The sequence below is a fragment of the Pseudocalidococcus azoricus BACA0444 genome, assembly GCF_031729055.1.
GTDB classification, from domain to species: Bacteria; Cyanobacteriota; Cyanobacteriia; order Thermosynechococcales; family Thermosynechococcaceae; genus Pseudocalidococcus; species Pseudocalidococcus azoricus.
The window spans coordinates 154,691-180,109 of record NZ_JAVMIP010000004.1; the positions used below are offsets into that span (position 1 = coordinate 154,691).

Sequence of the window (25,419 nt, forward strand, 5' to 3'; positions counted from 1 at the left end):
CAATTAACGTCCAACAGACATTTTTTTCAGCAGATCTACAAAGCCTTTGACTTCATCCCGGAACATAAAGCCAGCATAGGCTTCCATCCCATGTTCCCCCAAGTCCAGCCCCTCGATTTCTTCCTCTGGTGAGACGCGAATCCCAATGGTTTTGTCAATCAGGAACCAGGCCACTGTTGCAAAAATCACGGTAAACAAACCAACGGTGGCCACCCCAATAAACTGATGCCACAGCTGATCCGTACCACCGCCCAGTAATAAGCCCTTTGCCGGCCCAAGCCCCTCGGCATAGAGTTGACCAGGCCCGGCGGCAAACAGCCCGACACTCAAGGTTCCCCAAATCCCATTGACCAAATGCACTGAAACTGCACCAACCGGATCATCAATTCGCAGCTTATCCACGTAAACTACCGAGAACACAATAATGATTCCGGCCACAATCCCAATCAAAATGGCACTCTCAATACTGACAAAGGCACAGGGAGCCGTAATTGCCACCAGGCCAGCTAAAATCCCATTGATGATCATCGAAAGGTCAGGCTTGCCAAAATAAAGGGTAGAAACAACAGTCGCGGTAGCACCCCCAAAGGCTGCGGCCATGTTGGTTGTCACGGTGATATGGGCAATTGCCCCTGCATCTGCGGTCATGGTGGAGCCAGGGTTAAAGCCAAACCAACCCAACCAAAGAATTAAACAGCCCAAGGTGGCAATTGCGAAATTATGGCCGGGAATCGCCACTGCCCCACCATCTTCGGTATAACGTCCAATCCTTGGCCCCAGTAATGCCGCACCCATTAAGGCAGCCCAGCCCCCTACCGAGTGGACAACCGTAGAGCCAGCAAAGTCCCAAAAGCCCAATTTGGCCAGCCAGCCTCCACCCCAGATCCAGTGCCCACTAATGGGATAGGAAATACCCACCAGCAGCAAACTAAAGGCAAAAAAGGCATAGAACTTAATCCGCTCGGCCACGGCCCCGGAAACAATGGTTGCGGCTGTACCGGCGAACACCAGTTGAAAGAAAAACTTGGCCAGGAGGGGAGTTGCCGTCCAACTTAAGGCACTATAGACCCCTTTATAGGCATCCCCAGTGGCCGGACTATTGTCAGCCCCCATTAAAAAGAAGCCTGAATTACCCAGAAACTCGTTACCGTCTCCGAACATGATCGCAAAGCCAATGGCCCAAAAGGAAATCGAAGACAAGGCAAAGACAATTAAGTTTTTGGCCAACAGGTTAACGGCATTTTTGGGGCGACAGAATCCCGTCTCCAACATACAAAAGCCGGCATTCATAAAGAAGACCAGACAAGCCGTAAACAAAACCCAAATCGTATTTGCAGCTACCTGTAATGATTGCAGGCTCGTGGCGACTTCGTTTAAGTCCTTAGGAACCTCAACTCCTTGGGCTAAACCGGCCGTAGCCGACAACAGCAAAATCACCGCCCCTAGGCCGGCAAAGGTGCGTAATTTCGGGGGACGAGAAAGCCAGAGATTAAGTTGAGAGCGGCGGAGCAAAGGGCGGCGGCGGGACACAGGAATTTCCTCGGTTTTAGGGAAGGTTAGGGAATAAGAAAAATCGAAGCAGACATTTGCATCATCGGCAACTCGGGGCTGAATTTGGTGTATCAACCGTTACAGATTTTCGACCATTTTCCTAGCTTGATTTTTAGGTTAGGATAATGTCCCCCGAACCCCCCGCAGAAAAATAAAGCTACTGCCAATCAGACCGACAACGGCCCCCAACAGCAAGAGGATCAGTAACAACCCGGCCCCACCGAGAACCGAGCTAGCCAATAGCTGCCCCAAAAGCTTGAGCAGATCCCCCTGTTGCCCGAGCCACTGGAGGAGGGCTTGTTCCGTCAGACTAATGCCCCCCCAGGCCAAGAGTCCACCCAGGGTTCCCAGACCCGCCCCTTGGACTAAAAAGGGTAAATAAATCCAGCGGGGAGTGGCTCCCACCAGTTCCATAATTTCAATTTCTGGTTGGCGGACAACGGCTAATAACTGCATGACTGTTGCAATCACTGCCACGGCCGTAACAGCTAGAGCAATAACTAAAATTCCCCCCAACCGTTGGGCACTTTGACTGAGGGTTTGTAAGCTGGCCAAGGCTTTGTCAAGATATTGAACCGAGTTAATCCCCGGAATAGTTTTGACAGCGGCCGCTAATTGAGGTACCTCTTCGCCACGGGTGGCAATAATCTTAAACTCATCCACGAGGGGATTTTGGAGGAGGCCTTGGTTTTCGGCGGCGGTGGTGATGTCACTGGCCCCTAAGTCTTTTAAGAGTTCCTGCCAGGCCTGGTCTTTGCTAACTAAAATTACTTGAGCGGTGTTGGGCAGTTGTTCCAGTTGGGTTTGAATCGGTTCCGGGGCCTGGCCGGGTTCCAGATAGGCAGTAATCTCGAGACGACTCCCCAACTGTTGAAAGGCCGTATCAATCTGGCTGGCAATATTAAAGCCAAAACCAAACAGAAATAACAGCACCGCCACCGTCAAGACCGCCGCCCCGTTTAGCCAGCCCCCCCGCCATAGGCCCAACTGGGTTTCCCGTGCTAAATATCGGGCCCTGGTGAGGGTTTCTGATTGCTGGATCGGTGGTAATTGCTTAAGTCCCATCATGTCCTCTTTGAACGAGCACAGCTCTACGGTTGAATTAGGATGTCTCGATTGTTGACTGGACTTAATCGACCCGATTTAATCTGCCAGACTGGGGCCTGGGCCATTTCCACCAAGTGGGGATCATGGGTTGTCATCAGCACTGTTAAGCCCTTTTTGTTCAGTTGTTGGAGGATTTTCAAGACTTGGAGGGCATTATGGCGATCTAAATTACCCGTGGGTTCATCGGCTAATAAAATCCGCGGGTGGCCAACAATGGCTCGCGCAATACTGACTCGTTGCTGTTCCCCCCCCGACAAGGCATCTGGAAAACAATTCCCCCGATCTGCCAGGCCAACCAACGATAAGGCTGCCGGAACTCGCCGTTGAATTTCACTCCAGGCCAGGCCTCGGGCCGCCAACACAAACGCGACATTTTCAGCAATCGTTCGCCGTTCCAACAGTTTATAGTCTTGGAAAATCACTCCCACCTGTCGCCGTAAATAGGCCAGTGCCCGCCCCTGTAAGCGATTCACAGATTGACCTTGAACTAAAACTTGCCCCCGATCTGGCTGCTCGGCCCCATAAAACAGTTTCAAAAGGGTTGATTTCCCTGCTCCCGATGGCCCTGTTAAGAGGGTAAATGTCCCCGCTGCCAGTTGAAAGTCCACATTATGTAAGCAAAATCGTCCCGAGCGATAGCTTTTTGTGACTTGTTCGAGGTGCAAAATTGGGGCTGATTCAGGGGCTTGGGGGGCCTGGGGTTGTTGGGGCTTACTGGAGAATGGGGGGGAGAGGGAGGGCATAGTAACTAAACACCCAGGGGTAAAAGGGAAACGAGGGGGAAAGGCTGAGAAGATAGCTTAAATTTGGTGTACTCGTAAACGATGCCAAAGTCCCCGCAGGGCAAACTGAGGTAAGACTAACATCCGCCGCCAGCGCCAGGGTTCTTGATAGAGCCGATACAGCCATTCCAAGTGATGATCGAGGAAAAATTGGGGGGCACGAACTTTTTTGCCGGCCCAAATATCAAAACTACCGCCAACACCGACCCAAGTGGCCTGGGGAGCTAAATGACGATTCGCGGCAATCCAATATTCCTGGCGGGGAACTCCGAGGGCGACAAAAATAATATCCGGTTGGTTGGTCTGAATATGCTTTTTCAGTTCTGCTTCGGTTTCTTGGGTCTGATAGCCCGTATAAATGCCAACCACATTCAAATGGGGGTAGCGTTTTTGCCAATTCTTCGCAGCCTGGGCCGCCACGCCGGGAGCACTGCCATAGAAGAAGACTTTCAGGGGGGGATTTTGGGTTGCGGCAAACTTTAACAAACTTTCTGAGAGTTCAATCCCCGGTTGGCGATTGGCCTTGATGCCATAGAGACGGAGATAAAGAACAACCCCCGACCCATCCGGAACAATAAAACTAGCTTGCTTGATGACCTGCGCTAATTGGGGGACTTTTTCGGCCTGCATGATCATCTCGGCATTGAGCGTGACAACATGAAAGCCGTCTCCCTGATGGGCAGTCAACCAGGCCGGGTAATTGTCCAACAGATCTAAGGGATAGCCTAAAACAGAAACCCGCCGAGGTTGAGAGGAGCGAGTCGAAGGGGTGTCCACAGCGGTCAAGGTTAAAATCTCCTATAGAGCTTTGCTCGTTCGTAGAAGCGACCGAATTGTTGCATTCTGTTAAATCTTAGGGCTGGATGGAGAGCTACCGCAACATTACTTACCCGGATTCTGACTCAGCTATGCAACCCCAGGCCTGGGCTAGACTATCCAATATCCAAGGAAAAATGTATCACTCAATACTGGCTAGTAGCAGTTCTGATTTCTATATCTTCGAGCCAATTATTTCAATCAACCCTATGAGCAGTTGTGAGGTCAATCGTGGCAGAGTGGATCGTCAGTTTAATCGGACAGTTGGGTTACGTTGGCATTACACTCTTGATGTGTTTAGAAAACCTGTTTCCCCCAATCCCTTCTGAGTTGATTATGCCTTTAGCAGGGTTTGCAGTTTCTCAAGGGAAAATGAATCTTGGCCTGGTGATTTTTGCGGGTGTGGCTGGCACGATTTTAGGCGCGCTCCCCTGGTATTACTTGGGCTACAGGATGAAAGCGGATCGACTGCGGCGGTTCTTTGATCGCTATGGCAAATGGTTAGGGATTTCCGGCAAAGATATCGTCAAATCCCAACAATGGTTTCAACGCCATGGCAACAAGGCCGTTCTTTGGGGGCGGTTAATTCCGGGGGTGAGAACGTTAATTTCACTCCCAGCCGGGATTGCGGCCATGAATTTTGCTCAATTTGTCCTGTTTTCCTTAATTGGGATCGTGGCCTGGGTAACGATTTTGACCTATTTAGGCTTTAGTTTGGGCAAAGAATATCATCTCGTCAGTGATTACATGGATACGATTACAACGGTCGTTGGCATTGCCCTTCTGATCGGGATCATATTTTTCTTGGGAAAACGTTTTTTGCGGCGGCATCAGAGTCATTCTTAAAAATTACAGTGACGTTTAGACTCTCGTGGACATCAGATTTGGAGTTGTTGGGTGTTCCAGACTTCTCTCAGATGCTCATCATTAGGCTGGCTGAAGTTCTCCGATGAGTCCGAGGGAGCGAATTTGTTCATAGTCTGGTATCAATTCTTCCAGCCCTAAAAGCCCTTCTAGTTCGTATCCCTGGTTTGGCGTGATATGCCCATAGGTCACCGAGCAAAAGATTTCGCCCAACATGATCAAGCGAGACTGAACTGGAAAGTTGTTACTTAAGCCAATTTCAATCCGCTCTTTAATCTCTTTGGGTTAATTCCCCGCCCCTTGGGGCGCATGAGGTACAGCAGTCTATTAGGTTGCTGTTGAGCAAAGTCGAAAGTATTCTGTTTGAGCCTTTGCGAAGTGATACTCCGTCCGCTTGCGGCGGAGACGTTCATTGTTTTCAAAAATATCGTCCTGAGTCAATTTCTTTCCTCCTTAGTTGCTGAACACTACCATCTTGGAAAACCAGGGCAACTACCTGTATTATTTTCTTCTTGTCATGGTAAATTGCTTGATTTAATCCAGCATTCAGTAGCCCAATATCGGCATTTCTATTAACATGATACGCAATCCGTTGGGCTTGAGAGGCACCGTAAGAAAGACCGCGTTGGAAAGCACTTTGGATATTTGTTGCCTTGTCTGTTAACTCCTTAAACTCCCATTCTTCTCCATCCACAAGAGCATCAAATCGTCTCAGGCCATCTTCCCCCTGCTCATTCACCAACTCGACAACTCGACCTTGTCTAGCGAAAACCTGGGAGATAAACACCTCTGAAGCAAAGCTTTCGCCGCGATTATGCCCCTGATGCATCAGCACATAGCCCCCAGTTTGTTCATCGAAGTAGAATTTCTCGTACTCCAGGCCAGTGGCTTCATAATTGTTGGCGTTTTGGGTTGATGAAGTCCATCGGGATTTCTCTTGGATGGGTTCTCAAAGGTTGTTGTCGTTCCCAATGATCAAACTTGGCCTGATCTTCAGTATCACCTGTTGCCAAAGAGTGGGGTATTTTTGGGGCAACCTATCCCAGGTCTGGGGGCAAGGGCAGGAAGTTTGTAGGATAGCCATAGTGCCGCTGTTTTTCTGTCCCGTTTGCATCTGCCCATGTCTGCGTCTCTAGATTGGCAACGACTCCAAAAGGCCTTGGCCATCGAGGCGGATCGCGGCTTTGGAGATATGGTCGGGCGGGAATATCGGTTTAGTGAATATCTCTACCTACAACTTTCAACTCCAGAACGCCCTGAATTACCAAAACCTTTATCAGAACGCTGGCAGCGAGCCGCGGAGAATTTTGCCACCTATCCTGAGTTATCCATTCCCCAACGCCGACACCTAGTCGCTGAAACCCGCCGCTTAATTTACCAGGCCCAGCAGTCTCTCAATCCACCCCCTGTTAAAATTCAACAAACAAAGGTCTTAAATCAAGGACTCAATACCCTCTCCGGCCTGAATAAATGGGGAGTTGAGCGGCTGCAAAAATTAGGATTATTAACGATTCGAGATTTATTGTTCTACTATCCCCGTGACCACATTGACTATGCCCGCCAAGTCCCCATTCGAGAGTTAGTCCCCGGAGAAACTGTCACCCTAGTCGGAACTGTCCGCCGTTGCCAAGTCTTTACCAGTCCCCGCAATCAGAAGCTAACCATCCTCGAAATCGTCATTCAGGATCGCACTGGCCAACTCAAACTGAATCGCTTTTATGCCGGGACGCGGTTTACGAATCGGGGTTGGCAAGAACAACAAAAACGGCTTTATGCCCCGCAAACGATCATTGCCGCCTCGGGCCTGGTGAAAGGGGGAAAATATGGCCTAACCTTGGAGGATCCAGATATTGAAGTCCTGGATCAGGCCGGGGGGAATATTGAATCCTTGACCATTGGGCGGATAGTTCCCGTGTATCCCTTGACCGAAGGCGTATCCCCAGACTTAATTCGCAAATCGGTGCAGTTAGCTCTACCTTACACAGAAGAACTACCGGATCCGCTCCCCCTAGACTTGCGCCAGGCCCATGACTTAATTGATTTACCCACCGCATTAAAGCAAATTCACTTCCCCGATGATCACGAAACATTGAGTTTGGCCCGGCGGCGATTGGTGTTTGATGAGTTTTTCTATTTGCAATTGGGGCTTTTACGGCGGCGGCAACAACAACAGGCGGCACAAAAAAGTAATCCCCTTACACCCACCGGAGCCTTACTAGAGGAGTTTTATCAAGTCTTGCCGTTTCAGCTAACCCAGGCCCAGCAGCGGGTGGTTCAGGAAATTTTGCAGGATTTAGAGCAGCCGATCCCAATGAATCGTTTAGTCCAAGGGGATGTTGGTTCTGGGAAGACGGTGGTGGCGGTGATTGCCATGTTGGCGGCGATTCAGTCCGGGTATCAAACGGCCCTCATGGCTCCAACGGAAGTTTTGGCCGAACAGCATTATCAGAAGCTTTTGGCCTGGTTAACCCAACTCCATTTACCCGTGGAACTCCTGACTGGATCCACGAAAGCGGCCAAACGTCGTCAAATTCATAGTCACCTCCAGACTGGGGAATTAACGGTCTTAGTGGGAACCCATGCCCTGATCCAAGATGCAGTAGAGTTTAATCGCCTGGGCCTGGTAGTGATTGATGAACAACATCGGTTTGGGGTGGAACAACGGGCAAAATTGCAGCAAAAAGGCGTATTTCCCCATGTCCTGACCATGACCGCCACCCCAATTCCGCGCACCTTGGCCTTAACTTTGCATGGCGATTTAGATGTGAGTCAAATTGATGAACTTCCCCCCGGCCGGCAACCGATTCAAACCACCATTCTAGGTCGAGGCGAACGGCAACAGGCCTATGATTTAATTCGCCGAGAAGTGGCTCAGGGGCGGCAGGTTTATGTGGTCTTACCCCTAGTCGAAGAATCAGAAAAACTCGACTTAAAATCCGCCATTGAAGAACATCAACACTTGCAAACCGTGTTTCCTAATTTCACTGTGGGATTACTGCATGGGAAAATGTCATCGGTAGAGAAAGAAGCGGCAATTAATGAATTTCGCGATGGACATACTCAACTTTTGGTTGCCACAACGGTGGTTGAAGTTGGTGTTGATGTTCCCAATGCTACTGTCATGCTAATTGAACATGCAGAACGGTTTGGCCTGTCGCAACTGCATCAACTCCGGGGGCGGGTGGGGCGGGGTTCCCATCAATCCTTTTGTTTACTCTTGAATAGCTCAAAATCCGATCCGGCCCGGCAACGCTTAAATGTTTTGTCTCAATCTCAAGATGGTTTCTTTATTGCGGAAATGGATTTTAGACTCCGGGGGCCTGGGGAGGTGTTAGGTACGCGTCAGTCGGGATTGCCGGATTTTGCCTTGGCCAGCCTAGTGGAAGATCAAGATTGCTTAGAATTAGCTCGGACAGCGGCGGAATCCATCATCGCTAAGGATAAAACCCTCCAGGCCTGGCCGCTGTTGTTGGCAGAACTCGATACCCGACACCGACAGTTACTAGGCGGCACAATTTTGACTTAGTGAGGTCATCGGCTCAAGAGGAGTGAAAAACAATCAAGTGTAGGACAGAGTTTCTTCTCATACCGTTATCATGTCGCTGTAAGCCTTAGTAGAGTTTCGAGTTATGCTGGCACATCGGATTGAGGCGATTATTACTCAGGATAAAACGCTAACCTTAGAAAACTTACCATTTCACACTGGCGAACAAGTTGAGGTTATAATCTTAGCCCGAACCCGAAGAGACTCTGGACAAAACCGCTATCCTCTGCGTGGAAACCCAATTCAATACACTGATCCGACTGAACCTGTGGCACAAGGTGACTGGGAACTTACACAATGATTGTACTTGATACTCACATTTGGACTTACAATGAGCGTTTCTTGAAAGCCCCGTGTCTTTAGACCGGGGATGAAAAGGCTGACCTCTACGAACGAAGCAGAGCTTCTACGGCGACTTTAGTCGCAATTTGTTCTACTGTATTTACGCCAGTAAATTCAGCGTAAGATGCTCGTACTAGAAGCCAAGTTATACGGAAAAGAGCCGCAGTTTCAAGCCTTAGATGGGGCAATTCGGACTGCGATTTTTGTGCGTAATTCTTGTCTTCGGTACTGGATGGACAACAAGGGAACCACTCGCAACGACCTGTATAAATACTGCAAGGTGTTGTCGGACAATCCAGAGTTTCCGTGGGCAAAGAAGCTCAATTCTCAAGCCCGACAAGCCTCAGCGGAGAGAGCCTGGTCTGCTATTGCAAGGTTCTTTGATAACTGCAAGAAACAAGTTCCCGGCAAGAAAGGCTACCCGAAATTTAAGAAGCAACAAACCCGTGCTTCAGTGGAGTACAAAGTCACTGGATGGAAGCTATCTAGTGACCGCAAGAGTATTTGTTTCACTGACGGATTTGGGGCGGGTCAGTTCAAGCTCAAGGGAACCCGTGACTTGAATTTCTATCAGCTTGAGCAAATCAACCGAGTGCGAGTCGTACGGCGGTCAGATGGCTACTATGCACAGTTTCTAGTTAATGTAAAGCGTGTGATTGACCGAGAACCGACCAAGAAAACGGTGGGTATTGATGTGGGTTTAGCCTATTTCTATACCGATTCTGATGGGAACACGGTTGAGAATCCGAGGTACTTGCGGAAGTCGGAAAAGCGGCTCAAACGGGCGCAACGCCGAGTCAGCAAGAAAGTCAAAGGTTCAAAAAACAGACGGAAAGCCATCAACCGTTTGGGACGAAAACACTTGAAAGTTCAACGCCAGCGTAAAGATTTTGCAGTTAAGGCTACGAGATGCGTGGTGATGTCTAACGACTTCGTGGCGATGGAACACTTGCAAGTGCGGAACATGGTCAAGAATCGTCATCTCGCTAAATCCATCAGTGATGCGGCATGGGGCGAGTTTCGCCGATGGGTTGAGTATTTTGGTCAGGTGTTTGGCGTGGTCACGGTTGCTGTACCGCCTCAGTACACCAGTCAGGAATGCTCGAACTGCGGGGCGATGGGGTGAAAAAGTCATTGTCAACTCGGACGCACGTTTGTCCCAAATGTGGGCATATTCAAGACCGAGATGAAAACGCTGCCATCAACATCTTGAAAAAAGGCTTGAGTACGGTAGGGCATACCGGAATTAACGCTTGGGGAGAGAACAACCTCTGTTTGGGTCAGGCAACTGGTTCAGATAAGTTGACTCGGTGAACCAAGAATCCCCGTCACTTTAGTGCGGGGAGTGTCAAGTGGATGCATGGGGATAAAAAGCTGACTGGTAAATATAATGAGTACATTCGAGAACAAGAAGTACATGGCTTGGGAATCAGTGCAATTTCTTGTTAGGACGTTTTTTATGGCGTTGACCTAATTACAAGTGTTGGTGGACGATAAGTGTTGGCGGTGGGGAGCGTGAAGATGTCTACTTCCCCTAGTAACTTACGGCCAAGCCCTTAGGCAAGTTACAATTCATTGCCATATATGCCATATATAGCAGTCCGTCTTCATTTGTGAGAATGACTGATCATCAGAAGCCTTGGTAAAGAATCCCCCCTCGTTAAACCTAGGATAAAACCAAAACTTTGCAGGGATAGATAATTCTGGGTTATTCTCACGAATCATTACTGTTTACCATGACAATTTTAAATTTATAAAAATAAAGTAATCACTTTTTAGCAAATTTAGTCTTTCACTATAAAACTCACTTTCAATGAAGACTAAGATGACCTAAACCGGCAAACGCGGGGCTTGGCGGGCAATCACAATTAAATAGTCGCTGGCCTGGAGGAGATGTTCTGGTGGTGGATTTATCAGGGTTTGCTTCCCTTTGATACCATTGAGGGTTTCAACGGCAATCAAGAGGGCATCATAGCGAAATTTCAGATATTCATGGGCTTGCCAAAAAGTCGCTTGCATTAAGTCCTTGGGCACATTCAGACGATAAATTTGATTCCCAACTTGTACCGTTAATAGCTCAGAAATCACATTCATGCCCCCCAAGTTGCGAACTGCGCTACTAATTAAATGCCCAGTCATTTCATCGGCAACGACAATATCTTCAACACCAGCAATTTGCAGTTGAACATTATTGTTACGGTCAAGCAGTTGGGCACAGGTGTAGATGCCAGGTTTGAGTTTTTCAATCGTTAAGGCAGCCAGAACGGTGCGGGCATCTCGATCCTGATCACTGCGGGGTAAAGAAAAATCGGCCAGCAGAATGGCTCGCGAGGCGTGATGTATCTCTACTTTTTCTAGAACATCAATTCTGGTGTAATCGCCACTATAGAAAAAAATATGGTTTTGATTGATATGTCGCAACTCCAGTTCTGGAAGTTCAGAGAGTTCGGCAACAATCACAATCGGACAAAGATACATATCAGGATCGGACTGGAGTTCTTGGAGCACCAAAGGTAAACTGCGATTCCAGCCACAAATAATAATATGCTCCCTGAGTTCGTCTAAATCCATACTTTTCAGTCCCACTCCTGATTGAAAACGTCTGACAATGACCGCAGAAACAATCCCCGTAAAAACTGCAAAGAGAGTTAAGCCCCCTAAAATTACAATAACTGTCACAAACCGCCCAGCCCTGGTTCGTGCATCCCCCCCAATCGGTTCCGCTGAAATGAGTGAAAAAAAGCTCCACCACAACGAGTCCTCAATGGAGGCAAAATCTTGATTCTTCTGGCCTTCTAGCATAAAGATCGCCAGGCCCCCCGCCACAATAATTAGAGCCGTTAACAGGAGCGCGGTAATCTGCAAACGGTAAGTTGCTGCAGCCCAAGGGGAAAATTGATTCAGATTGCGGTTAATTAGGGTAGCGGCCCGCGGCAAGCGTAAAAGGGGCAGCAGTTGCCAGAGGCCCAGGCCTGGGGGAATTGGTAAAATTGCGATTAAGTCTAACCAGTAATGGCGGAAAAAGCGTTGTTTCTTGCGGGCGATGAGGTAGCGCGTCACCAGTTCAGCAATAAATGTCAGGCGAATAACTAGCTCAAGAATCACAAACGGGGCCATGGGCTGACCTTGCCTGCTAATCACGACTTGATAAACGACCAAGATAGCTGTGATTAAAATTAAAGCCACCAAAGCCAATTCAGTCCGGGGGGCGTGGATGAGTCGGTCTAAGCGAGCCAAGAGTGATTTCGATACCATTGACACCTGAACATTCCCCCCAAGCCATCGCGTTCTTCAGACTAAATTAAGGATTGAAACACCTTGAAAAGGATTTAAAACTAAAAGGTCTTGATCTCCTGTGACTAAATATTTTGCTCGACCATTGACAGCTAACTCCAGGTATTTATTATCTTTAATATCTCGACCTACATAGGTTGTAAATTGATCCTCTAAAATCAGTTCAACCGTTTGTGAGAGGTCTAAAAGAAAGGTTTGGCGTTCCTCAGTTGTAATGTAGCGATTAAATTTGGACGAGATAATACGGTTTCCAATTCAAGCCATGTAGCTGGGGAAACAAGTATAACTCCTTGATTCTGTGCCTTTTTAAGAGCTAATGAGAAAAATACCTGATCAAGTTGAGACATCAAACATCCAAAAGTCCGAGCCGTATTTCCTATGCATCGCAGCTTACCTAGTTCATGTTCTACCTATGGGTTAATCTTTCTGGAAAATGATATTCAACCCAAGATTTACAGGGTATTCTCGAATCCTAGGACTGGATAGAGCTAACCTGAGAATCATCTGTTGGACGCGAATTCGCGTCGTTTTCTGGGTTTAAAATAGCCGATGTCAGAGAATAGCCTAATAATTATTCTAAAATTATTTATTTGCAAACATTTCGGGATGTGAAGCCCTGCCCCAATTCATTGCCAAGCCCCATTGCCCCTTGAGATACTAAGAAGTCGTGCCAGGACTATCCTGTGAGTCACCCGCTCTACGTTGCCTTTATTTGGCATCAACACCAACCCCTCTACAAAAGCCGGATTAGTGGGCGTTACCTCTTGCCTTGGGTCAGACTCCATGGAACTAAAGATTACCTAGATCTGATTCTGATTCTCTCCCGTTATCCGAAGTTGCATCAAACGGTTAATTTAGTGCCGTCTTTGATTCTGCAAATTCAGGATTATGTGGCTGGAACGGCTTTAGACCCCTACTTGACCGCCGCCCTTACCCCAGAGGAAAATCTGAGCGAACAGCAACGCTGGTTTATCATTGAGCATTTTTTTGATGCCCACCAGCGGACAATGATTACCCCCCATCCCCGCTATGATGAACTCTATCAACAACGGCAAACGAATGGCCCGGTTTGGTGTTGGGAGCATTGGACTCCTCAGGATTACAGTGACTTATTAGCGTGGCATAATCTGGCCTGGATTGACCCCCTGTTTTGGGATGAGCCAGAAATTGCCCAGTGGTTTGCCCAAGGTCAGCACTTCAGCCTCAGTGATCGCCAACGGATTATTGCGAAACAACGGCAAATCTTGAGCGAGATCATCCCCCAACACAAAAAAATGCAATTGGCGGGGCAGATTGAAATTACTACAACTCCCTACACCCATCCAATTTTGCCCCTTTTAGCGGATACCCAGGCCGGTCGGGTTGCCGTGCCCCAAATGGCCTTACCCCAGGCCCGGTTTCAATATCCCGAAGATGTCCGGCGGCATTTAAGTCGGGCCGTCCATTTCTATAAACAAACCTTTGACTGTAAACCTCGTGGCCTCTGGCCCTCTGAGCAATCCGTTAGTCCGGCAATTTTACCCATGGTGGCTGAACATGGCTTTAATTGGCTCTGTTCCGATGAAGCGGTCTTGGGTTGGACAAAACATCACTTTTTCCATCGGGATGAAGCCGGAAATGTGATTGCCCCGGAGGTTCTCTATCAGCCCTATCGCCTCGAAACCGAGTCCGGTGACTTAGCCATTGTCTTTCGGGATCATCGCCTCTCGGATTTGATTGGCTTCACTTATAGTTCGATGGAGCCGGATGTGGCTGCCCAGGATTTAATTAAACATCTAGATGCCATTGCCACCAAACTGAAGGCAAATCAAGGGGATGATGGCACAACCTTAGAGCAACCTTGGCTAGTGACGATTGCCTTGGACGGGGAAAATTGTTGGGAGTTCTATCGGGAAGATGGCTTACCCTTTTTAGAGGCCCTTTATTCCCGGCTCAATGCCCGCCAAGACATTAAATTAGTCACCGTCAGTGAATACCTGAACCAATTTTCCCCCCGTGAAACCATTCCTGTCCAGGCCCTCCACAGTGGTTCTTGGATTGATGGCAACTTTACCACCTGGATTGGGGAGCCGATTAAAAACAAGGCCTGGAATCTCCTCAAAGCCGCCCGTGATACCTTGGCCCAGCACCCAGAAGCCACCGAAAAAACTAACCCTGGGGCCTGGGAAGCCCTCTATGCTGCTGAAGGTTCCGACTGGTTTTGGTGGTTTGGGGAAGGTCATTCCTCAAATCAGGATGCCATGTTTGACCAACTGTTTCGGGAGCATTTAGCCGCCCTTTACCAGGCCCTCGATGAACCCATTCCTGATATTCTCCGCCATCCCCTGGAGCAACATACCCCCACTGCCGACTATCCGCCCCAAGGTTTTATCCATCCCGTGATTGATGGGTATGGCAATGAGCAGGATTGGAACCATGCCGGCCGAATTAGTGTCGGGGGCGCGCGTGGGACTATGCACCGGAGTGGCCCCGTGCAACGACTTTGGTATGGGGTGGATCACCTGAATTTTTATCTTCGCTTTGATCTCCAAGCCGGACAAACCTTGGGAGCGGGGGACTGCCAAGAACTGCATTTCCTCTGGTTTTATCCCCACCAAACCATGCACAACAGCCCCATTCCCTTGGCAGATTTACCGAACCAGGCTCCCCTCAATTATCTTTTCCACCATCATGTTTGCTTGAATTTAGGGACTGGCAAAACTATTTTTCAAGAAGCCATGCCCAATTCCCAATGGCAATCCCAGGCCCATAGCATTACCTATGCCCTGGAAAGCTGCTTAGAGGTGGCTGTCCCCTGGCAAAATCTCCCCAACATTCATCCCGATTGGCAGTTACAGTTGGTGGTTCTCCTTGCAAATCAGGGAACTTATCGCGAATATTTTCCAGAGCATCACCTAATTCCCTTGACCGTACCTTAAGCTCACCGATTTACACACAGGTGGGAACGGATTGCAGACGTTCAGAGACAGATGCTGAAACTGGCTCCGATTGAGGGGCGGCGACTAAGGTAATCAGCGTCACTTCCGGGGGACAGTTCCATCGCCCTGGCCAATAGGAACCCAGGCCCCGATTCACATAGAGCCAATTTGCCCCTACCTGATGTAAGCCCTCAGCCCATTGCCAATATTGCACCGTCCGCTCACTTCCCTTGGTCATAGCACTAAAGGTGGGCCGCCAAAGCTTTGGGAGTTTTTTTCTTAACGGTTTTAACCAGGCTACCAGCGGCCCCAGCTTGGGAATGACCACTTGCCCCCCGTGAGTATGCCCAGAGAGTTGTAAATCCACCCGCCAGTTTTGTAAGACCTTGGCACTATCAGGATTATGGGAAAGGACAAGCCGCGGCAAGTCTGGCGGTAACTCATCTAAGAGCAAACCTGGATTAAACTGAAAACTCCAAAAATCCCGTAACCCCACCACTGCCAGGCCAGGCCCCAAGGGATAGGCAATTTTATCCCATAGGACTTGGATGCCAACATTTTCGAGGGCCTGGGTGACAATTGCTTGCGATTCAGGGTAATACACATCATGGTTGCCCAAACAGGCGTAAATCCCCAAGCGGGCCTGTAACTGGTGCAAATGGTGGCTAAGTTCATGGATCGGATCTGGATTATCCGTCACATAGTCCCCAGTTAGACAAATTAAATCTGGCTCGGCCTGGTTGATAACTGCAAGGGTGGCTTGGAGAAACTGACTCGATAGGCTTTCCCCATCAAAATGTAAGTCCGAGAGTTGGGCAATGGTCACTCCTGCCCAGGCCTGGGGCAAATTTTTAACTGGGACTATCAGACGTTCAACACTCAATCCAGCTGGCCTAATCCCAATCATCCTTACTCCTCCACACCCAAAAAACCTGAGGTTTCAAAACGCTGCCCATCCCCAACAAGAACTAAGAATCACAACCAAGCAGCCTGCAAATTGACTTGCTCCCAATATCCCCCCAATCTAGGCCATTCCAGGTTAGGAGCAGCTTAAGGAATACGGGCCAATGTGTTAAGGATAAACAGCGACACAAGATTATCTGAGGATTTATGAAGCTCGCCCCGTGGGTTGGGTTAATGACCAGCGATAATCTACGCCCCAGCCGATTTGTTCACATTCATGCTCAAGATTTTTCTGAACAGCAAAAGCTTTCCGTAACTGAATGATAATCTGCTGAACTTGGGTATAGCTGGGGCTGCCGGGGGGCAAACTGGGAAGAGACTGTTGTTCTAAAAGCTGGAGTAATAATTCATAGTGGATGTGGGAAGGCAAGGGAATTGTCGGCGTAGTTGAAGATGGTGGATGCACAGTCTTGAGAACTCCCAACAGCATTAGCCTCATTATAGGAACTGACCCATTTGATGCTCAATTAAAGTGTTCCTAACCCTAGCCATGTCCATGACGGCTGCTTTGGGCCAAATGAGACCTCTTAATCTGGCTGAGATTTCGGTAATCCCAAGCCATAGCGGGAGGCAGATCTCGCTTTACCGGCCGCGGCCCAGGCCTGGAGATGCTGGACTTGTTCAGAGGCGGTGCGGGCCAGGGGAACCATTTCACTCGCGGCGGTCAAAATATCTTCAGTGGTGAAGTCCCGTTCCTGACTAAAGCCAATGTGCATCGCCTCAATAATACATTGCTCAATTTCCGCACCGGAAAAATCAGGGGTTTCATAGGCCAGGCGGCGCAGGTCATAGTTGCGAATAGTTTGGGGCCGTAGTCGGGTCAGATGGACGTGGAAAATGGCTTCTCGTTCTTCACTGGTGGGTAGGCCAACAAAGAAAATCTCATCAAAGCGACCTTTCCGCAATAGTTCCGGGGGGAGGGCCTGGATATTATTGGCAGTGGCAACCACAAAGACTGGGGATGTTTTCTCCGCCATCCAAGTAATAAAAGTGCCAAAGACCCGACTACTCGTACCCGCATCCCCCCGCCCATCTACGCCCATAAAGGCCTTATCAATTTCGTCAATCCAAAGAACACAGGGAGCTAAGGCTTCAGCAATTTGGATCATTTGACGGGTGCGAGATTCCGATTCTCCCACCAGGCCCGCAAACAATCGCCCCACATCCAAGCGCAACAGGGGTAACTGCCATTGGTGAGCAATCACTTTCGCGGTTAAGGACTTACCTGTACCTTGAATCCCCACCAGCAGTAATCCCCGCGGATAGGGAAGACCATATTGCCGGGCCCGTTCTGAAAAAGAGCCACCCCGCCGCAACAGCCAATCCTTCAGATTTTCCAGGCCGCCAATATCTGCCAAGGTTTCTGTGGCTGGGGAATAGTCCAAAATTTGAGTCTGCTGGAGAATTTGCCGCTTTTCTGCCAGAACTAGATCCACATCCTCCAGACTGAGGGCATTATTTTTAGCAATGGCCTGGCCCAAGACACGGCGAATTCGTTCCAGGGTTAACCCCTGACAAGCCCGGACTAGAGCACCCAGGCCCTTTTCTGGGATGGTTTGCCCGAGTTGCTGCCAAAGATGACGGATTTCGGTTTCAATTTCACTGGCCTGGGGCAAGGGAAACTCCACCACCGTGATCGCATCGGCCAAGTCGGCGGGAATGTTGACATTTGGAGAAATAATCAGGATTGTTTTCGGTTGGGCTTTCAAGAGTCGGGCTAGGTTCCGCAGTTTCCGAGAAATGGCCACATCCTCTAAAAATCGCTGAAAATCCCGTAAGACCAAAATGGCCGTAGCAGCAGTGGGGAGCTTTTCAACAAATTCCAAGGCCTGGAGTGGATTCCGTTTACCAAAGCCCACATCATTGGGATTACCTTGATAGCCCTCAACAAAGTCCCAAATATAGACAGCCCGTTGGGGTTGCAGATCCTTGAGAATGGCTTCTAAGCGTTCTTCTTCTCCCGTGGGGATAAACAGGAGAGGGTATCTGGCCCGTAAAAGTAAATCCAAATCCGCTCGAAATCCCATCTGTATCCCATCCCTCGCCCTAAGGCTCTAACTGTTGCTTTAAGGCGGCCAAACTAGCCCAGCGATGATCCACTCGCTCTGATAGTTCAGTTGAGTCGGATTGTCCATGAGTTGGCGAGAGTTCCACATCCAGGCCCCGACAATCCACCTGACAAATTTGGGGATGGGGCAAACTTAAACATAGCTGCTGATAGAGCCAATCTTGGGGATCAAACTCCCCTTGGGCCGGTAAACGTTCTAATAAATCCAGTTCTTGGCTACCCGTTTCGATCCCTGCGTCTAAGTCATCCAATTCCAACCAAATTAACTCCTCCACCTGGCACAAAATTCGCTGGTTATACTGCTGCAGACACCGATCACAGGTCAGGTTAATGATGGTTTTAGCCTCAGTGGCGACCCGTAAGTAGGAACCCTGATGTTGCACCGTGATCCAGCCTTGAATCGGGGTTAAACTGACAAACTCATCCAAAATGAACTTAAAGTCCTGTCGCCAGGTTTGCTGGGGGAGCTTGGTTAAGCCCGGAATCGAGAGGGGAGCCAGTGCCATGATTGTATTCTCCTCAGTCTCCTTGATCCCTATCTCCCTGACTAACCTTGTAACGCATGCATATCCATCAACAAACTCAGACATTGTTTAGCATTCATCGTCGAGGGATCAAACAACGCACCGGAGCAGTACTTCATCCGAATGTCCCGGATTGTGGCGGGTTCGTTAATGTCCCACTGAATCAGACGCATTGACCATTTCGTGAAAGCCCGGCAATCAATCGGCCCAAATTCTACTAATTCTGGATCCGTATGGCGGGGATCATTCAAGATACGGGCATAGGTTTCACTAATTTGTTTCCGATCACCTTCCAAGGCCTGGACAAAGCGATTATTCCCAAAGCAAAGAATCCCGGTGATCCCATCCCGCTCATTATTGACTTCTGACTTGGCCATAATGTCCCGCAAATCTGGATAGGCTAAGTCGGGCCGCCCGGTACTTAAATACAACAGCCGATGCAAGCTCATCCCCCACCTTCCTTTATCCTGCTGATGGTTGTCCTTTTCTAGTTTTGCACGTTGCTGGCCGGGTCTGTAGGTATGTTGCCCACCATGAAAATTTGTAAGTCTCGAGTTACGGAAATGACTTCCAGGCCAGAGACCCCTGCTAAATTTGAGCCGTTAAGCCATTCTGGATTTCGCTGACTTTTTTCTAAATAACTCAATCAGTGACGAGGCTTAACCCCCTGCAATGGCTGGAACGATACTGACTTCATCGCCATCTTGGAGGGGAGTTTGGGGGCCATCCAGGAAGCGAATATCCTCGTTGTTGACGTAGAAGTTGATAAACCGCCGCAGTTGCCCGGATTCATCACAGAGCCGCCCTTTAATCCCTGGACAGTCCTCCTCAAGGGAATCTAGTAATTCACTAATGGAAGTGGCCTGACACTCAAGGGTGGCCTGGTCGCGGGTGAGTTTTTGCAGGGGGGTGGGAATTAAAACTTTGATAGACATTCTGACTTATGACCTCAATTCAAGCAGTGACTCAGTAAATCAAGCAAACTAGACTAAAACCGGCTGCCACTCTAACCGCTCGAGAGTCCGAGACCGCTCCAAAGCCCGTTCAAAGGCATCCAGTTTCGGCTCAATGGTCAGGGGTTCGCCAATATACCCTTGCACCGCTTCTTGGGTTTTCAGGCCATTACCGGTGATGTAAACTACGGTTTTTTCCTCTGGATCAATTTTACCCGCTTCCACCAGTTTTTTGAGCACAGCAATGGTAGTGCCGCCCGCAGTTTCCGTAAAAATCCCCTCAGTTTCGGCCAAGAGCTTAATCCCGGCAACAATTTCATCATCATTAACGGATTCAATATTTCCGTTGGTTTTGCGGGCAATATCGAGGGCATAGACTCCATCGGCCGGGTTACCAATGGCAATGGATTTGGCAATGGTGCTGGGTTTAACCGGATTGATAAAGTCCCGTCCTTCACTAAAGGCAGAAGCAATCGGGGAACATCCCAAGGCCTGGGCCCCACTACAGCGCACGGCTTTATCGGCCACTAAACCGACTTCAATAAATTCCCGGAAGCCTTTATAAATCTTGGTAAATAGGGAGCCAGATGCCAGGGGAGCCACAATGTGATCCGGTAATTCCCAGCCCAACTGCTCAATCACTTCATAGCCAAGGGTTTTGGAGCCTTCCGAATAGTAGGGCCGCAAATTGATGTTAACGAACCCCCAACCGTGGGTATTGGCCACCTCAGAACAGAGGCGATTCACCTGATCATAGTTGCCATTTACCGCCATCACCGTTGGCCCATAGATCAAAGTGCCCAAGACTTTGCCCGCTTCCAGATCTGAGGGAATAAACACACAGCAATCCAGGCCCGCCCGCGCTGCAATTGCCGCTGTTGAATTTGCCAAATTTCCGGTACTGGCACAGGAGACCGTGGTAAAGCCTAATTCTTGGGCCCGAGTCAGTGCCACCGACACTACCCGATCCTTAAAGCTCAAGGTGGGCATATTCACCGCGTCATTTTTAATGTAGAGATGCTTCAGACCTAATTGCCGTGCCAAGCGATTCGCCTTTAACAGGGGGGTCATGCCCGTGCCCACATCAATGGGTGTATTGGTTTCCACGGGTAAAAAGCTGCGATACCGCCAAATGGAGTTCGGCCCGGCTTCAATGGTTTGACGGGTGATGGTTTTAGCTAGTTGACTGAGGTCGTATTTGACTTCCAAAGGGCCAAAGCAATATTCACAAACATGGATGGCCTGGGCTTCGTACTCGGCTCCACATTCCTTACATTTAAGTCCAGTGAAGTTGGCTTGGCGGCTGGGGGCGGTGATGGTTGCAGTCATAGGTGCGAGAAGCTCTCCTCCAAGATTCCCCTGATGCTAACACCAGGCCAAAAACGTTGTCAAACATACCCGATAAAAATAGTCGGGATTAGATATTTGCGTCAAGGGCTTGATCCCCGATGGAGGTTATAGATTCTTAGTCAGGGGCAGGCCATTGAGGGGCAGAATGGAGTCGAGTTGGCCATTAACTTGCAGTTTGACCTTTTTCGAGACTCGCAGTAGGGAGAGGGGGTCTTGCCAAAGGGGGAAAATTTGCTTGACGCGGGCCAAGGTGGAGGCATCGGGGCAATTGATCCGTAGCGTTCCCCAGGCCCGCGAGATTTGACAATGCATTAAGGGCTGAAGCTGGAGTAAATCCGTTGGGGATTCCCGATAGTAATCAAAAATGAGTTGACAGAGTTGTGACGTGATTGGCATAGACTCGACCCACGGCTTGATTCCCGACTAATTTTATTGAACGTCAGAAGCTTAGGGTAATGGTCAATCCTGCAAAAAGACTTAATAGGTCGATGGATTTTTCCTAATGATCTCAAATGGCTGAAATCCAGACCTGGAGAAAGTTACATCGGCTTTGATACTGCCTCAGAGCTTAACTTGGAATTGGTTTTCTCAATGTTCCGTAATGGTTTTTCGTGATTCTTTACATTTTTCTGTTTTCTTGAATTGGCAAACATGGCCTGATGTATAGCTTTTCAGGCTCAGTTTTGCGGGTGCTTGGGTGAGGGTATTAACTTTTCGATTCTTACTACTTGTGCCAGGCCAGGCCCGAGAACCAAAAATCTGGGACATCAACGTTGGAACTACCAAATCCGCATCCAAGGACTCCCAATATAAACCATACCCAGAGGGAGAAATTTCAACTTCAGCTAATTGTTCGGAAGTCGCCCCTTGTAGACCCTGGAGTAAATGAACCGGAAAAGAAGCCCTCACCCCCGTCTTGAGTTCAATTTCAATCGTTTTATCAACCGGATTAAACCAGGCCCGCTTTGCCCGTGGCTCTCTTTTTTCCAGAACTTCATCCATTTTTCGGGCATGATCAATTTGCTGTTGGATATCTAGGGCAATTGTGAAAGAGTCACTAGTCATGAAGCATTATTACATGACACCTACAGTTTCCTGCACAGACTGAAGAAACTCAATTACATCTTGAATAACTGAAGCTTTACGCAAAACTTTAATATCTTCATTTGTGAGGTTATCAACCAATTGAGATTGATTTTGAAAATTTTTAGATTTTGAAATTAATTTTTCTAAAGTTTGCTTAGGCTGGTAGGCTGCCGATCTAAGTATGTCTTCAGAGAGCGGATACCCCAGTAGACGGGAAAGCAGGGAAGTATCTTGGAAAAAAATGATTTCGAGAGTAGGAACAGCCAATACTACTTTGACTGGCGTATTCACAGCAATATTTCCAACAAGTTCTTCAGTATCTTTTAATCGTTGCTCAACTTGCTCAGGGACAGTTGTGTCCGCCTCTGCCACGATCAGCACAGGGGACTGTCGGCGCGCAACCAAAGAACGAGCTAAGGACTTAACAGCAGAGAATCCGCCCGCTGCAACAATTTCAGCATTACTAACTAATTCTTCTGGAAGAAGACGCTGCAATAATTGTGCGTCGTGTGCCCCTTCACAGACAATATATGTCGTCATGGAATACCTCGCTCTCGTACATCATAGTCAGGTAGGCCATCTTCTACGCAAACGCGATATTTAAGAAGAAGCAGTTCGCAAATTGATTCTTGCTCTAAGGCATATCTTAGCTCTTCTCCACTCCAAAGTAGAATCGTCTGAGGCAATGAAAAATAGGAGAGATGGCGGGCTGGATCAGTAAATCCTGTCCGGCTGAAGACTAAACCAAGCGTACTTGCAGGACGACGCAAAAGTTGATTGCGAAGTTTAGCGATTGGCGTAATGTCAACATTGACCTTATCGGCAAAGTCTTTGCTCTCGACTAAGCAGGATAAGCCTGAACAGTAAATTACACCATCAATTTGTTCAACCTCTTCGCCAAATAATCTGACGCTGAACGGATACTTGACATCTGCTCCATCAAGCTGAAAGGCTCGCAGAACCAAGTATTCAAAAGCTTTTCCTGAGTCCCATTCTGGGGTGCAGCGATTTTCAATGCTCTCCCAAAGCGATCGCAAACCTTGCCATTGCAGAGATTGAATTATTGCTTTATATTTTGCTGCTACAGTCAATTCCAATCCTCCAAGCACTGGCTTGCGAGTTTCCTGACCTAGTTTGCAACGTTATCCCATATGTCAAGTTTTTGTCTAGGTTCCTTGTAGAGATTAAAGGCAGGAAATTTCCGCCTCACCCAGGCCAATGTATTCTACCGACTGATCTAATTCAGCCAGGCCCCGGAACCAAAAACCTGAGACATCAACGCCGGAACTGCTAAATCCGCATCCAAGGATTCCCAATGTAAGCCATAACCAGAGGGAGAAACTTCAACTTCAGCTAATTGTGTGGGTATAGCGTCATGTAGGCCCTATAAATCCTTAAAGCAACCAATTATCCAAACTTAAACTGGGTACACGTTCAAATTCACGAGTGTTTGCTGTGACAAGGGTTAAGTCAAGGGCTAGGGCATGAGCAGCAATTAGTAAATCATTCGGCCCGATGGGAGTTCCTGCTTGTTCTAAATAAGTACGAATTGCAGCATAGTGCTCATCTACAGGTAGTTCTAAGGACAGCACTGGCAAGACTTCAAGAATGTATTCGAGTTGCTGGTCTAGACGAGATGAACCACTCTTAACCACTCCAAAACGAAGTTCACAGGCCACAATGATGCTCGTACAAACGCTGTCTTCTCCAACTGCTGCAATATGCTGGAAAACCTGACCTTGAGGATGCCTGAGCAAATCTGACAGGATGTTCGTATCCAGGAGGTACTGATAGCTCATTTGGGCTTACTAAAGTGTGATGTCATCCAGAGGGAGTAGGGCCTCATCTATGTCAGGAAAATGATCTGTAATGTCTGGCAACGAAGTTAGTAAGGAAAGTAGGGAGCTAGAAGGAATGGGTTCAATGATTAAGCGATGACCTTCTTTCCGCAACAAAACCTCTGTACCTGATAGGGCAAGTTCCTGGGGAATGGTGAGGACTTGATCTTGTCCACTTGTTAGTAGGGAAGCATGACGTGAGTTTTGCATGAGGAGGCTCCTTGTTCTTAGAATCATCAGATCAGTTCTCTCTAATTCTGCCAGGCCAGGCCCTAGAACCAAAAATTTGAAACATCAACCCTGCATTACGAAATCAACAGCGACCTGCCAGTTATTGATGAGCCTCCATATACGCTCGGAGTAATTGATTAATCTGGGTTTGATAGCCCCGGCCTTGTGACTTAAACCACTCCAGAACATCATGATCAATGCGGAGTGTCACTTGAGCCTTGGCTTTTGTAGCAGGTAAACCCCGCCGCACAATCGCTTTAGCAAACATTTCGGGTGTAATCTCTGGACAATCAGATAAATCAATTTCTTCATCGTTCATTGCATCCAGTCGTTGCCAATCAGTTTGAGAGTTGCTCGAAGTAGGTTTGTTGTTCATATTTGGTTGCCTTTCTTGCGGAAATAATACGGATGCAATCTTCACTTTCGGTGTGGACAACAGCAATAACTCGCCCTAGCAACAAGCCGAATGTAACAAAACGCTGCTCTCCATAGCTGTAACGATCATCCTCAACTGTGAGAATATCGCCATCAAACACGACTGGAACATCAATAAAATCTATTCCATGCTTACGAAGATTAGTAAGGCGTTTTGCTTCATCCCATTGATAGTCCATAACCGAACGACTGCTATATTGGTCAATTGTAGTTACAAATTGTCGTTACGGCATTGAATTTAAGCAATTTCTATTGTGAATTTATAGACTTCCTGCCTGAGTGGGCGTTTAGAGGCTGAAATAATTTTCCCGTTCTCTCTAATTCCACCATCCAGGCCCCGGAACCAAAAATCTGAGACATCAACGCCGGAACCGCCAAATCTGCATCCAAGGATTCCCAATGTAAGCCATAGCCAGAGGGAGAGATTTCAACCTCAGCTAACTGTTCGGAAGTCGCACCTTGTAAACCTTGGAGCAAATGAACCGGAAAAGAAGCCCTCACCCCCGTCTTGAGTTCAATTTTAATCGTGTTATCAACCGGATTAAACCAGGCCCGCTTTGCCCGTGGCTCACTTTTTTCCAGAACTTCATCCACTTTTCGAGCATGATCAATTTGCTGTTGGATATCTGAGGCAACTGGGATAGGCTCACAGGTGAAAAAGTCGGAGTAATTACTACTCATAACTTAGTCTCCAATTCTTCTATGAGTAGCAATATTTTAAACTCTGGGAATTATGTTTTTATACAACTGATA

Annotated in this window: 29 protein-coding genes and 1 pseudogene; 4 read left to right on the forward strand and 26 right to left on the reverse strand. The window is 48.3% G+C overall.

The genetic code is table 11. The annotated features are described in order from the left end of the window. Nucleotides 1-3: 3 nt before the first annotated feature. The 4 genes from RIF25_RS06820 to RIF25_RS06835 form a co-directional block, all read right to left on the reverse strand. A complete protein-coding gene (locus RIF25_RS06820) occupies nucleotides 4-1,530 on the reverse strand; it encodes an ammonium transporter (protein ID WP_322877797.1) in 1,527 nt (508 codons plus the stop codon). Between the two features lie 138 nt (nucleotides 1,531-1,668). After that, the gene (locus RIF25_RS06825) at nucleotides 1,669-2,616 is read right to left on the reverse strand and encodes a cell division protein FtsX (RefSeq protein WP_322877798.1); all 948 of its coding nucleotides are present in this window, start codon (nucleotides 2,614-2,616) and stop codon (nucleotides 1,669-1,671) included. A 26-nt stretch (nucleotides 2,617-2,642) separates the two neighbouring features. Continuing rightward, entirely contained in the window at nucleotides 2,643-3,401 is a 759-nt protein-coding gene (gene ftsE / locus RIF25_RS06830) for a cell division ATP-binding protein FtsE (protein ID WP_322877799.1), read from the reverse strand. 57 nt (nucleotides 3,402-3,458) lie between these two features. Beyond that, the gene (locus RIF25_RS06835) at nucleotides 3,459-4,226 is read right to left on the reverse strand and encodes a WecB/TagA/CpsF family glycosyltransferase (RefSeq protein ID WP_407682347.1); all 768 of its coding nucleotides are present in this window, start codon (nucleotides 4,224-4,226) and stop codon (nucleotides 3,459-3,461) included. 261 nt (nucleotides 4,227-4,487) lie between these two features. On the opposite strand from RIF25_RS06835, the gene RIF25_RS06840 reads away from it, so the two are divergent. Next, nucleotides 4,488-5,102, forward strand: a complete 615-nt coding sequence (locus RIF25_RS06840) for a DedA family protein (RefSeq protein ID WP_322877800.1) — start codon at nucleotides 4,488-4,490, stop codon at nucleotides 5,100-5,102. 81 nt (nucleotides 5,103-5,183) lie between these two features. Here RIF25_RS06840 and RIF25_RS06845 read toward each other — a convergent pair whose 3' ends face one another. Both RIF25_RS06845 and RIF25_RS06850 read right to left on the reverse strand, forming a co-directional pair. Then, nucleotides 5,184-5,336 (reverse strand): hypothetical protein, encoded by a 153-nt coding sequence (locus tag RIF25_RS06845; RefSeq protein ID WP_322877801.1) that lies wholly within the window; start codon nucleotides 5,334-5,336, stop codon nucleotides 5,184-5,186. Between the two features lie 202 nt (nucleotides 5,337-5,538). After that, entirely contained in the window at nucleotides 5,539-5,949 is a 411-nt protein-coding gene (locus RIF25_RS06850; protein ID WP_322877851.1) for a CdiA C-terminal domain-containing protein, read from the reverse strand. A gap of 291 nt (nucleotides 5,950-6,240) precedes the next feature. Here RIF25_RS06850 and recG point away from each other — a divergent pair, with 291 nt between their 5' ends. Further along, nucleotides 6,241-8,646, forward strand: coding sequence for an ATP-dependent DNA helicase RecG (gene recG / locus RIF25_RS06855; protein WP_322877802.1), 2,406 nt, complete (start codon nucleotides 6,241-6,243; stop codon nucleotides 8,644-8,646). 484 nt (nucleotides 8,647-9,130) lie between these two features. Further along, a pseudogene (locus RIF25_RS06860) lies at nucleotides 9,131-10,320 on the forward strand (RNA-guided endonuclease InsQ/TnpB family protein). 516 nt (nucleotides 10,321-10,836) lie between these two features. Here RIF25_RS06860 and RIF25_RS06865 read toward each other — a convergent pair. Continuing rightward, nucleotides 10,837-12,261: an ion transporter gene (locus RIF25_RS06865; RefSeq protein WP_322877804.1), complete on the reverse strand. Its 1,425-nt coding sequence runs from the start codon at nucleotides 12,259-12,261 to the stop codon at nucleotides 10,837-10,839. A gap of 36 nt (nucleotides 12,262-12,297) precedes the next feature. Then, a complete protein-coding gene (locus tag RIF25_RS17205) occupies nucleotides 12,298-12,555 on the reverse strand; it encodes a putative toxin-antitoxin system toxin component, PIN family (RefSeq protein WP_407682353.1) in 258 nt (85 codons plus the stop codon). A 428-nt stretch (nucleotides 12,556-12,983) separates the two neighbouring features. Between RIF25_RS17205 and RIF25_RS06870 the strand changes: the two genes are divergently transcribed. Beyond that, nucleotides 12,984-15,218: a glycoside hydrolase gene (locus RIF25_RS06870; protein ID WP_322877805.1), complete on the forward strand. Its 2,235-nt coding sequence runs from the start codon at nucleotides 12,984-12,986 to the stop codon at nucleotides 15,216-15,218. Nucleotides 15,219-15,228: 10 nt separating this feature from the next. On the opposite strand, the gene RIF25_RS06875 is transcribed toward RIF25_RS06870, so the two are convergent. The 18 genes from RIF25_RS06875 to RIF25_RS06955 all read right to left on the reverse strand — a co-directional run bounded on the left by RIF25_RS06875 (nucleotide 15,229) and on the right by RIF25_RS06955 (nucleotide 25,347). Beyond that, nucleotides 15,229-16,125, reverse strand: coding sequence for a metallophosphoesterase (locus tag RIF25_RS06875; protein WP_322877806.1), 897 nt, complete (start codon nucleotides 16,123-16,125; stop codon nucleotides 15,229-15,231). A gap of 201 nt (nucleotides 16,126-16,326) precedes the next feature. Further along, nucleotides 16,327-16,587, reverse strand: a complete 261-nt coding sequence (locus RIF25_RS06880; RefSeq protein ID WP_322877807.1) for a DUF5340 domain-containing protein — start codon at nucleotides 16,585-16,587, stop codon at nucleotides 16,327-16,329. 121 nt (nucleotides 16,588-16,708) lie between these two features. Continuing rightward, on the reverse strand, nucleotides 16,709-18,208 hold the full coding sequence (locus RIF25_RS06885) for an AAA family ATPase (RefSeq protein WP_322877808.1): 1,500 nt from the start codon (nucleotides 18,206-18,208) through the stop codon (nucleotides 16,709-16,711). 19 nt (nucleotides 18,209-18,227) lie between these two features. Beyond that, the gene (locus RIF25_RS06890; protein WP_322877809.1) at nucleotides 18,228-18,755 is read right to left on the reverse strand and encodes a YceD family protein; all 528 of its coding nucleotides are present in this window, start codon (nucleotides 18,753-18,755) and stop codon (nucleotides 18,228-18,230) included. Nucleotides 18,756-18,796: 41 nt separating this feature from the next. Then, on the reverse strand, nucleotides 18,797-19,222 hold the full coding sequence (locus RIF25_RS06895; RefSeq protein ID WP_322877810.1) for a BLUF domain-containing protein: 426 nt from the start codon (nucleotides 19,220-19,222) through the stop codon (nucleotides 18,797-18,799). 38 nt (nucleotides 19,223-19,260) lie between these two features. Then, complete coding sequence (locus RIF25_RS06900; RefSeq protein WP_322877811.1) at nucleotides 19,261-19,419, reverse strand: hypothetical protein; 159 nt, start codon at nucleotides 19,417-19,419, stop codon at nucleotides 19,261-19,263. Nucleotides 19,420-19,432: 13 nt separating this feature from the next. Continuing rightward, a complete protein-coding gene (locus RIF25_RS06905; RefSeq protein WP_322877812.1) occupies nucleotides 19,433-19,708 on the reverse strand; it encodes a MoaD/ThiS family protein in 276 nt (91 codons plus the stop codon). A gap of 48 nt (nucleotides 19,709-19,756) precedes the next feature. Beyond that, nucleotides 19,757-21,055 (reverse strand): threonine synthase, encoded by a 1,299-nt coding sequence (gene thrC, locus RIF25_RS06910; RefSeq protein WP_322877813.1) that lies wholly within the window; start codon nucleotides 21,053-21,055, stop codon nucleotides 19,757-19,759. A 126-nt stretch (nucleotides 21,056-21,181) separates the two neighbouring features. Further along, the gene (locus RIF25_RS06915; RefSeq protein WP_322877814.1) at nucleotides 21,182-21,472 is read right to left on the reverse strand and encodes a hypothetical protein; all 291 of its coding nucleotides are present in this window, start codon (nucleotides 21,470-21,472) and stop codon (nucleotides 21,182-21,184) included. A gap of 192 nt (nucleotides 21,473-21,664) precedes the next feature. Next, nucleotides 21,665-22,141: a DUF2442 domain-containing protein gene (locus RIF25_RS06920; protein ID WP_322877815.1), complete on the reverse strand. Its 477-nt coding sequence runs from the start codon at nucleotides 22,139-22,141 to the stop codon at nucleotides 21,665-21,667. Nucleotides 22,142-22,150: 9 nt separating this feature from the next. Next, nucleotides 22,151-22,702, reverse strand: a complete 552-nt coding sequence (locus RIF25_RS06925) for a hypothetical protein (RefSeq protein ID WP_322877816.1) — start codon at nucleotides 22,700-22,702, stop codon at nucleotides 22,151-22,153. Then, nucleotides 22,699-23,253 (reverse strand): restriction endonuclease, encoded by a 555-nt coding sequence (locus tag RIF25_RS06930; RefSeq protein WP_322877817.1) that lies wholly within the window; start codon nucleotides 23,251-23,253, stop codon nucleotides 22,699-22,701. The genes RIF25_RS06925 and RIF25_RS06930 overlap by 4 nt, the downstream gene beginning before the upstream one ends. A 146-nt stretch (nucleotides 23,254-23,399) precedes the next feature. Next, complete coding sequence (locus RIF25_RS17210; RefSeq protein WP_407682354.1) at nucleotides 23,400-23,531, reverse strand: DUF2442 domain-containing protein; 132 nt, start codon at nucleotides 23,529-23,531, stop codon at nucleotides 23,400-23,402. Nucleotides 23,532-23,556: 25 nt separating this feature from the next. Then, nucleotides 23,557-23,961: a type II toxin-antitoxin system VapC family toxin gene (locus RIF25_RS06935; protein WP_322877818.1), complete on the reverse strand. Its 405-nt coding sequence runs from the start codon at nucleotides 23,959-23,961 to the stop codon at nucleotides 23,557-23,559. A 9-nt stretch (nucleotides 23,962-23,970) separates the two neighbouring features. Continuing rightward, entirely contained in the window at nucleotides 23,971-24,210 is a 240-nt protein-coding gene (locus tag RIF25_RS06940) for an antitoxin (protein ID WP_322877819.1), read from the reverse strand. Nucleotides 24,211-24,331: 121 nt separating this feature from the next. After that, nucleotides 24,332-24,607 carry a BrnA antitoxin family protein gene (locus RIF25_RS06945; protein WP_322877820.1) on the reverse strand — a complete coding sequence of 92 codons (276 nt, stop codon included), beginning with the start codon at nucleotides 24,605-24,607 and terminating at the stop codon, nucleotides 24,332-24,334. Beyond that, nucleotides 24,570-24,845: a BrnT family toxin gene (locus RIF25_RS06950; protein ID WP_322877821.1), complete on the reverse strand. Its 276-nt coding sequence runs from the start codon at nucleotides 24,843-24,845 to the stop codon at nucleotides 24,570-24,572. Before RIF25_RS06950 ends, RIF25_RS06945 begins: the two co-directional genes overlap by 38 nt. A 70-nt stretch (nucleotides 24,846-24,915) precedes the next feature. Next, a complete protein-coding gene (locus RIF25_RS06955) occupies nucleotides 24,916-25,347 on the reverse strand; it encodes a DUF2442 domain-containing protein (RefSeq protein WP_322877822.1) in 432 nt (143 codons plus the stop codon). Nucleotides 25,348-25,419: the final 72 nt, after the last annotated feature.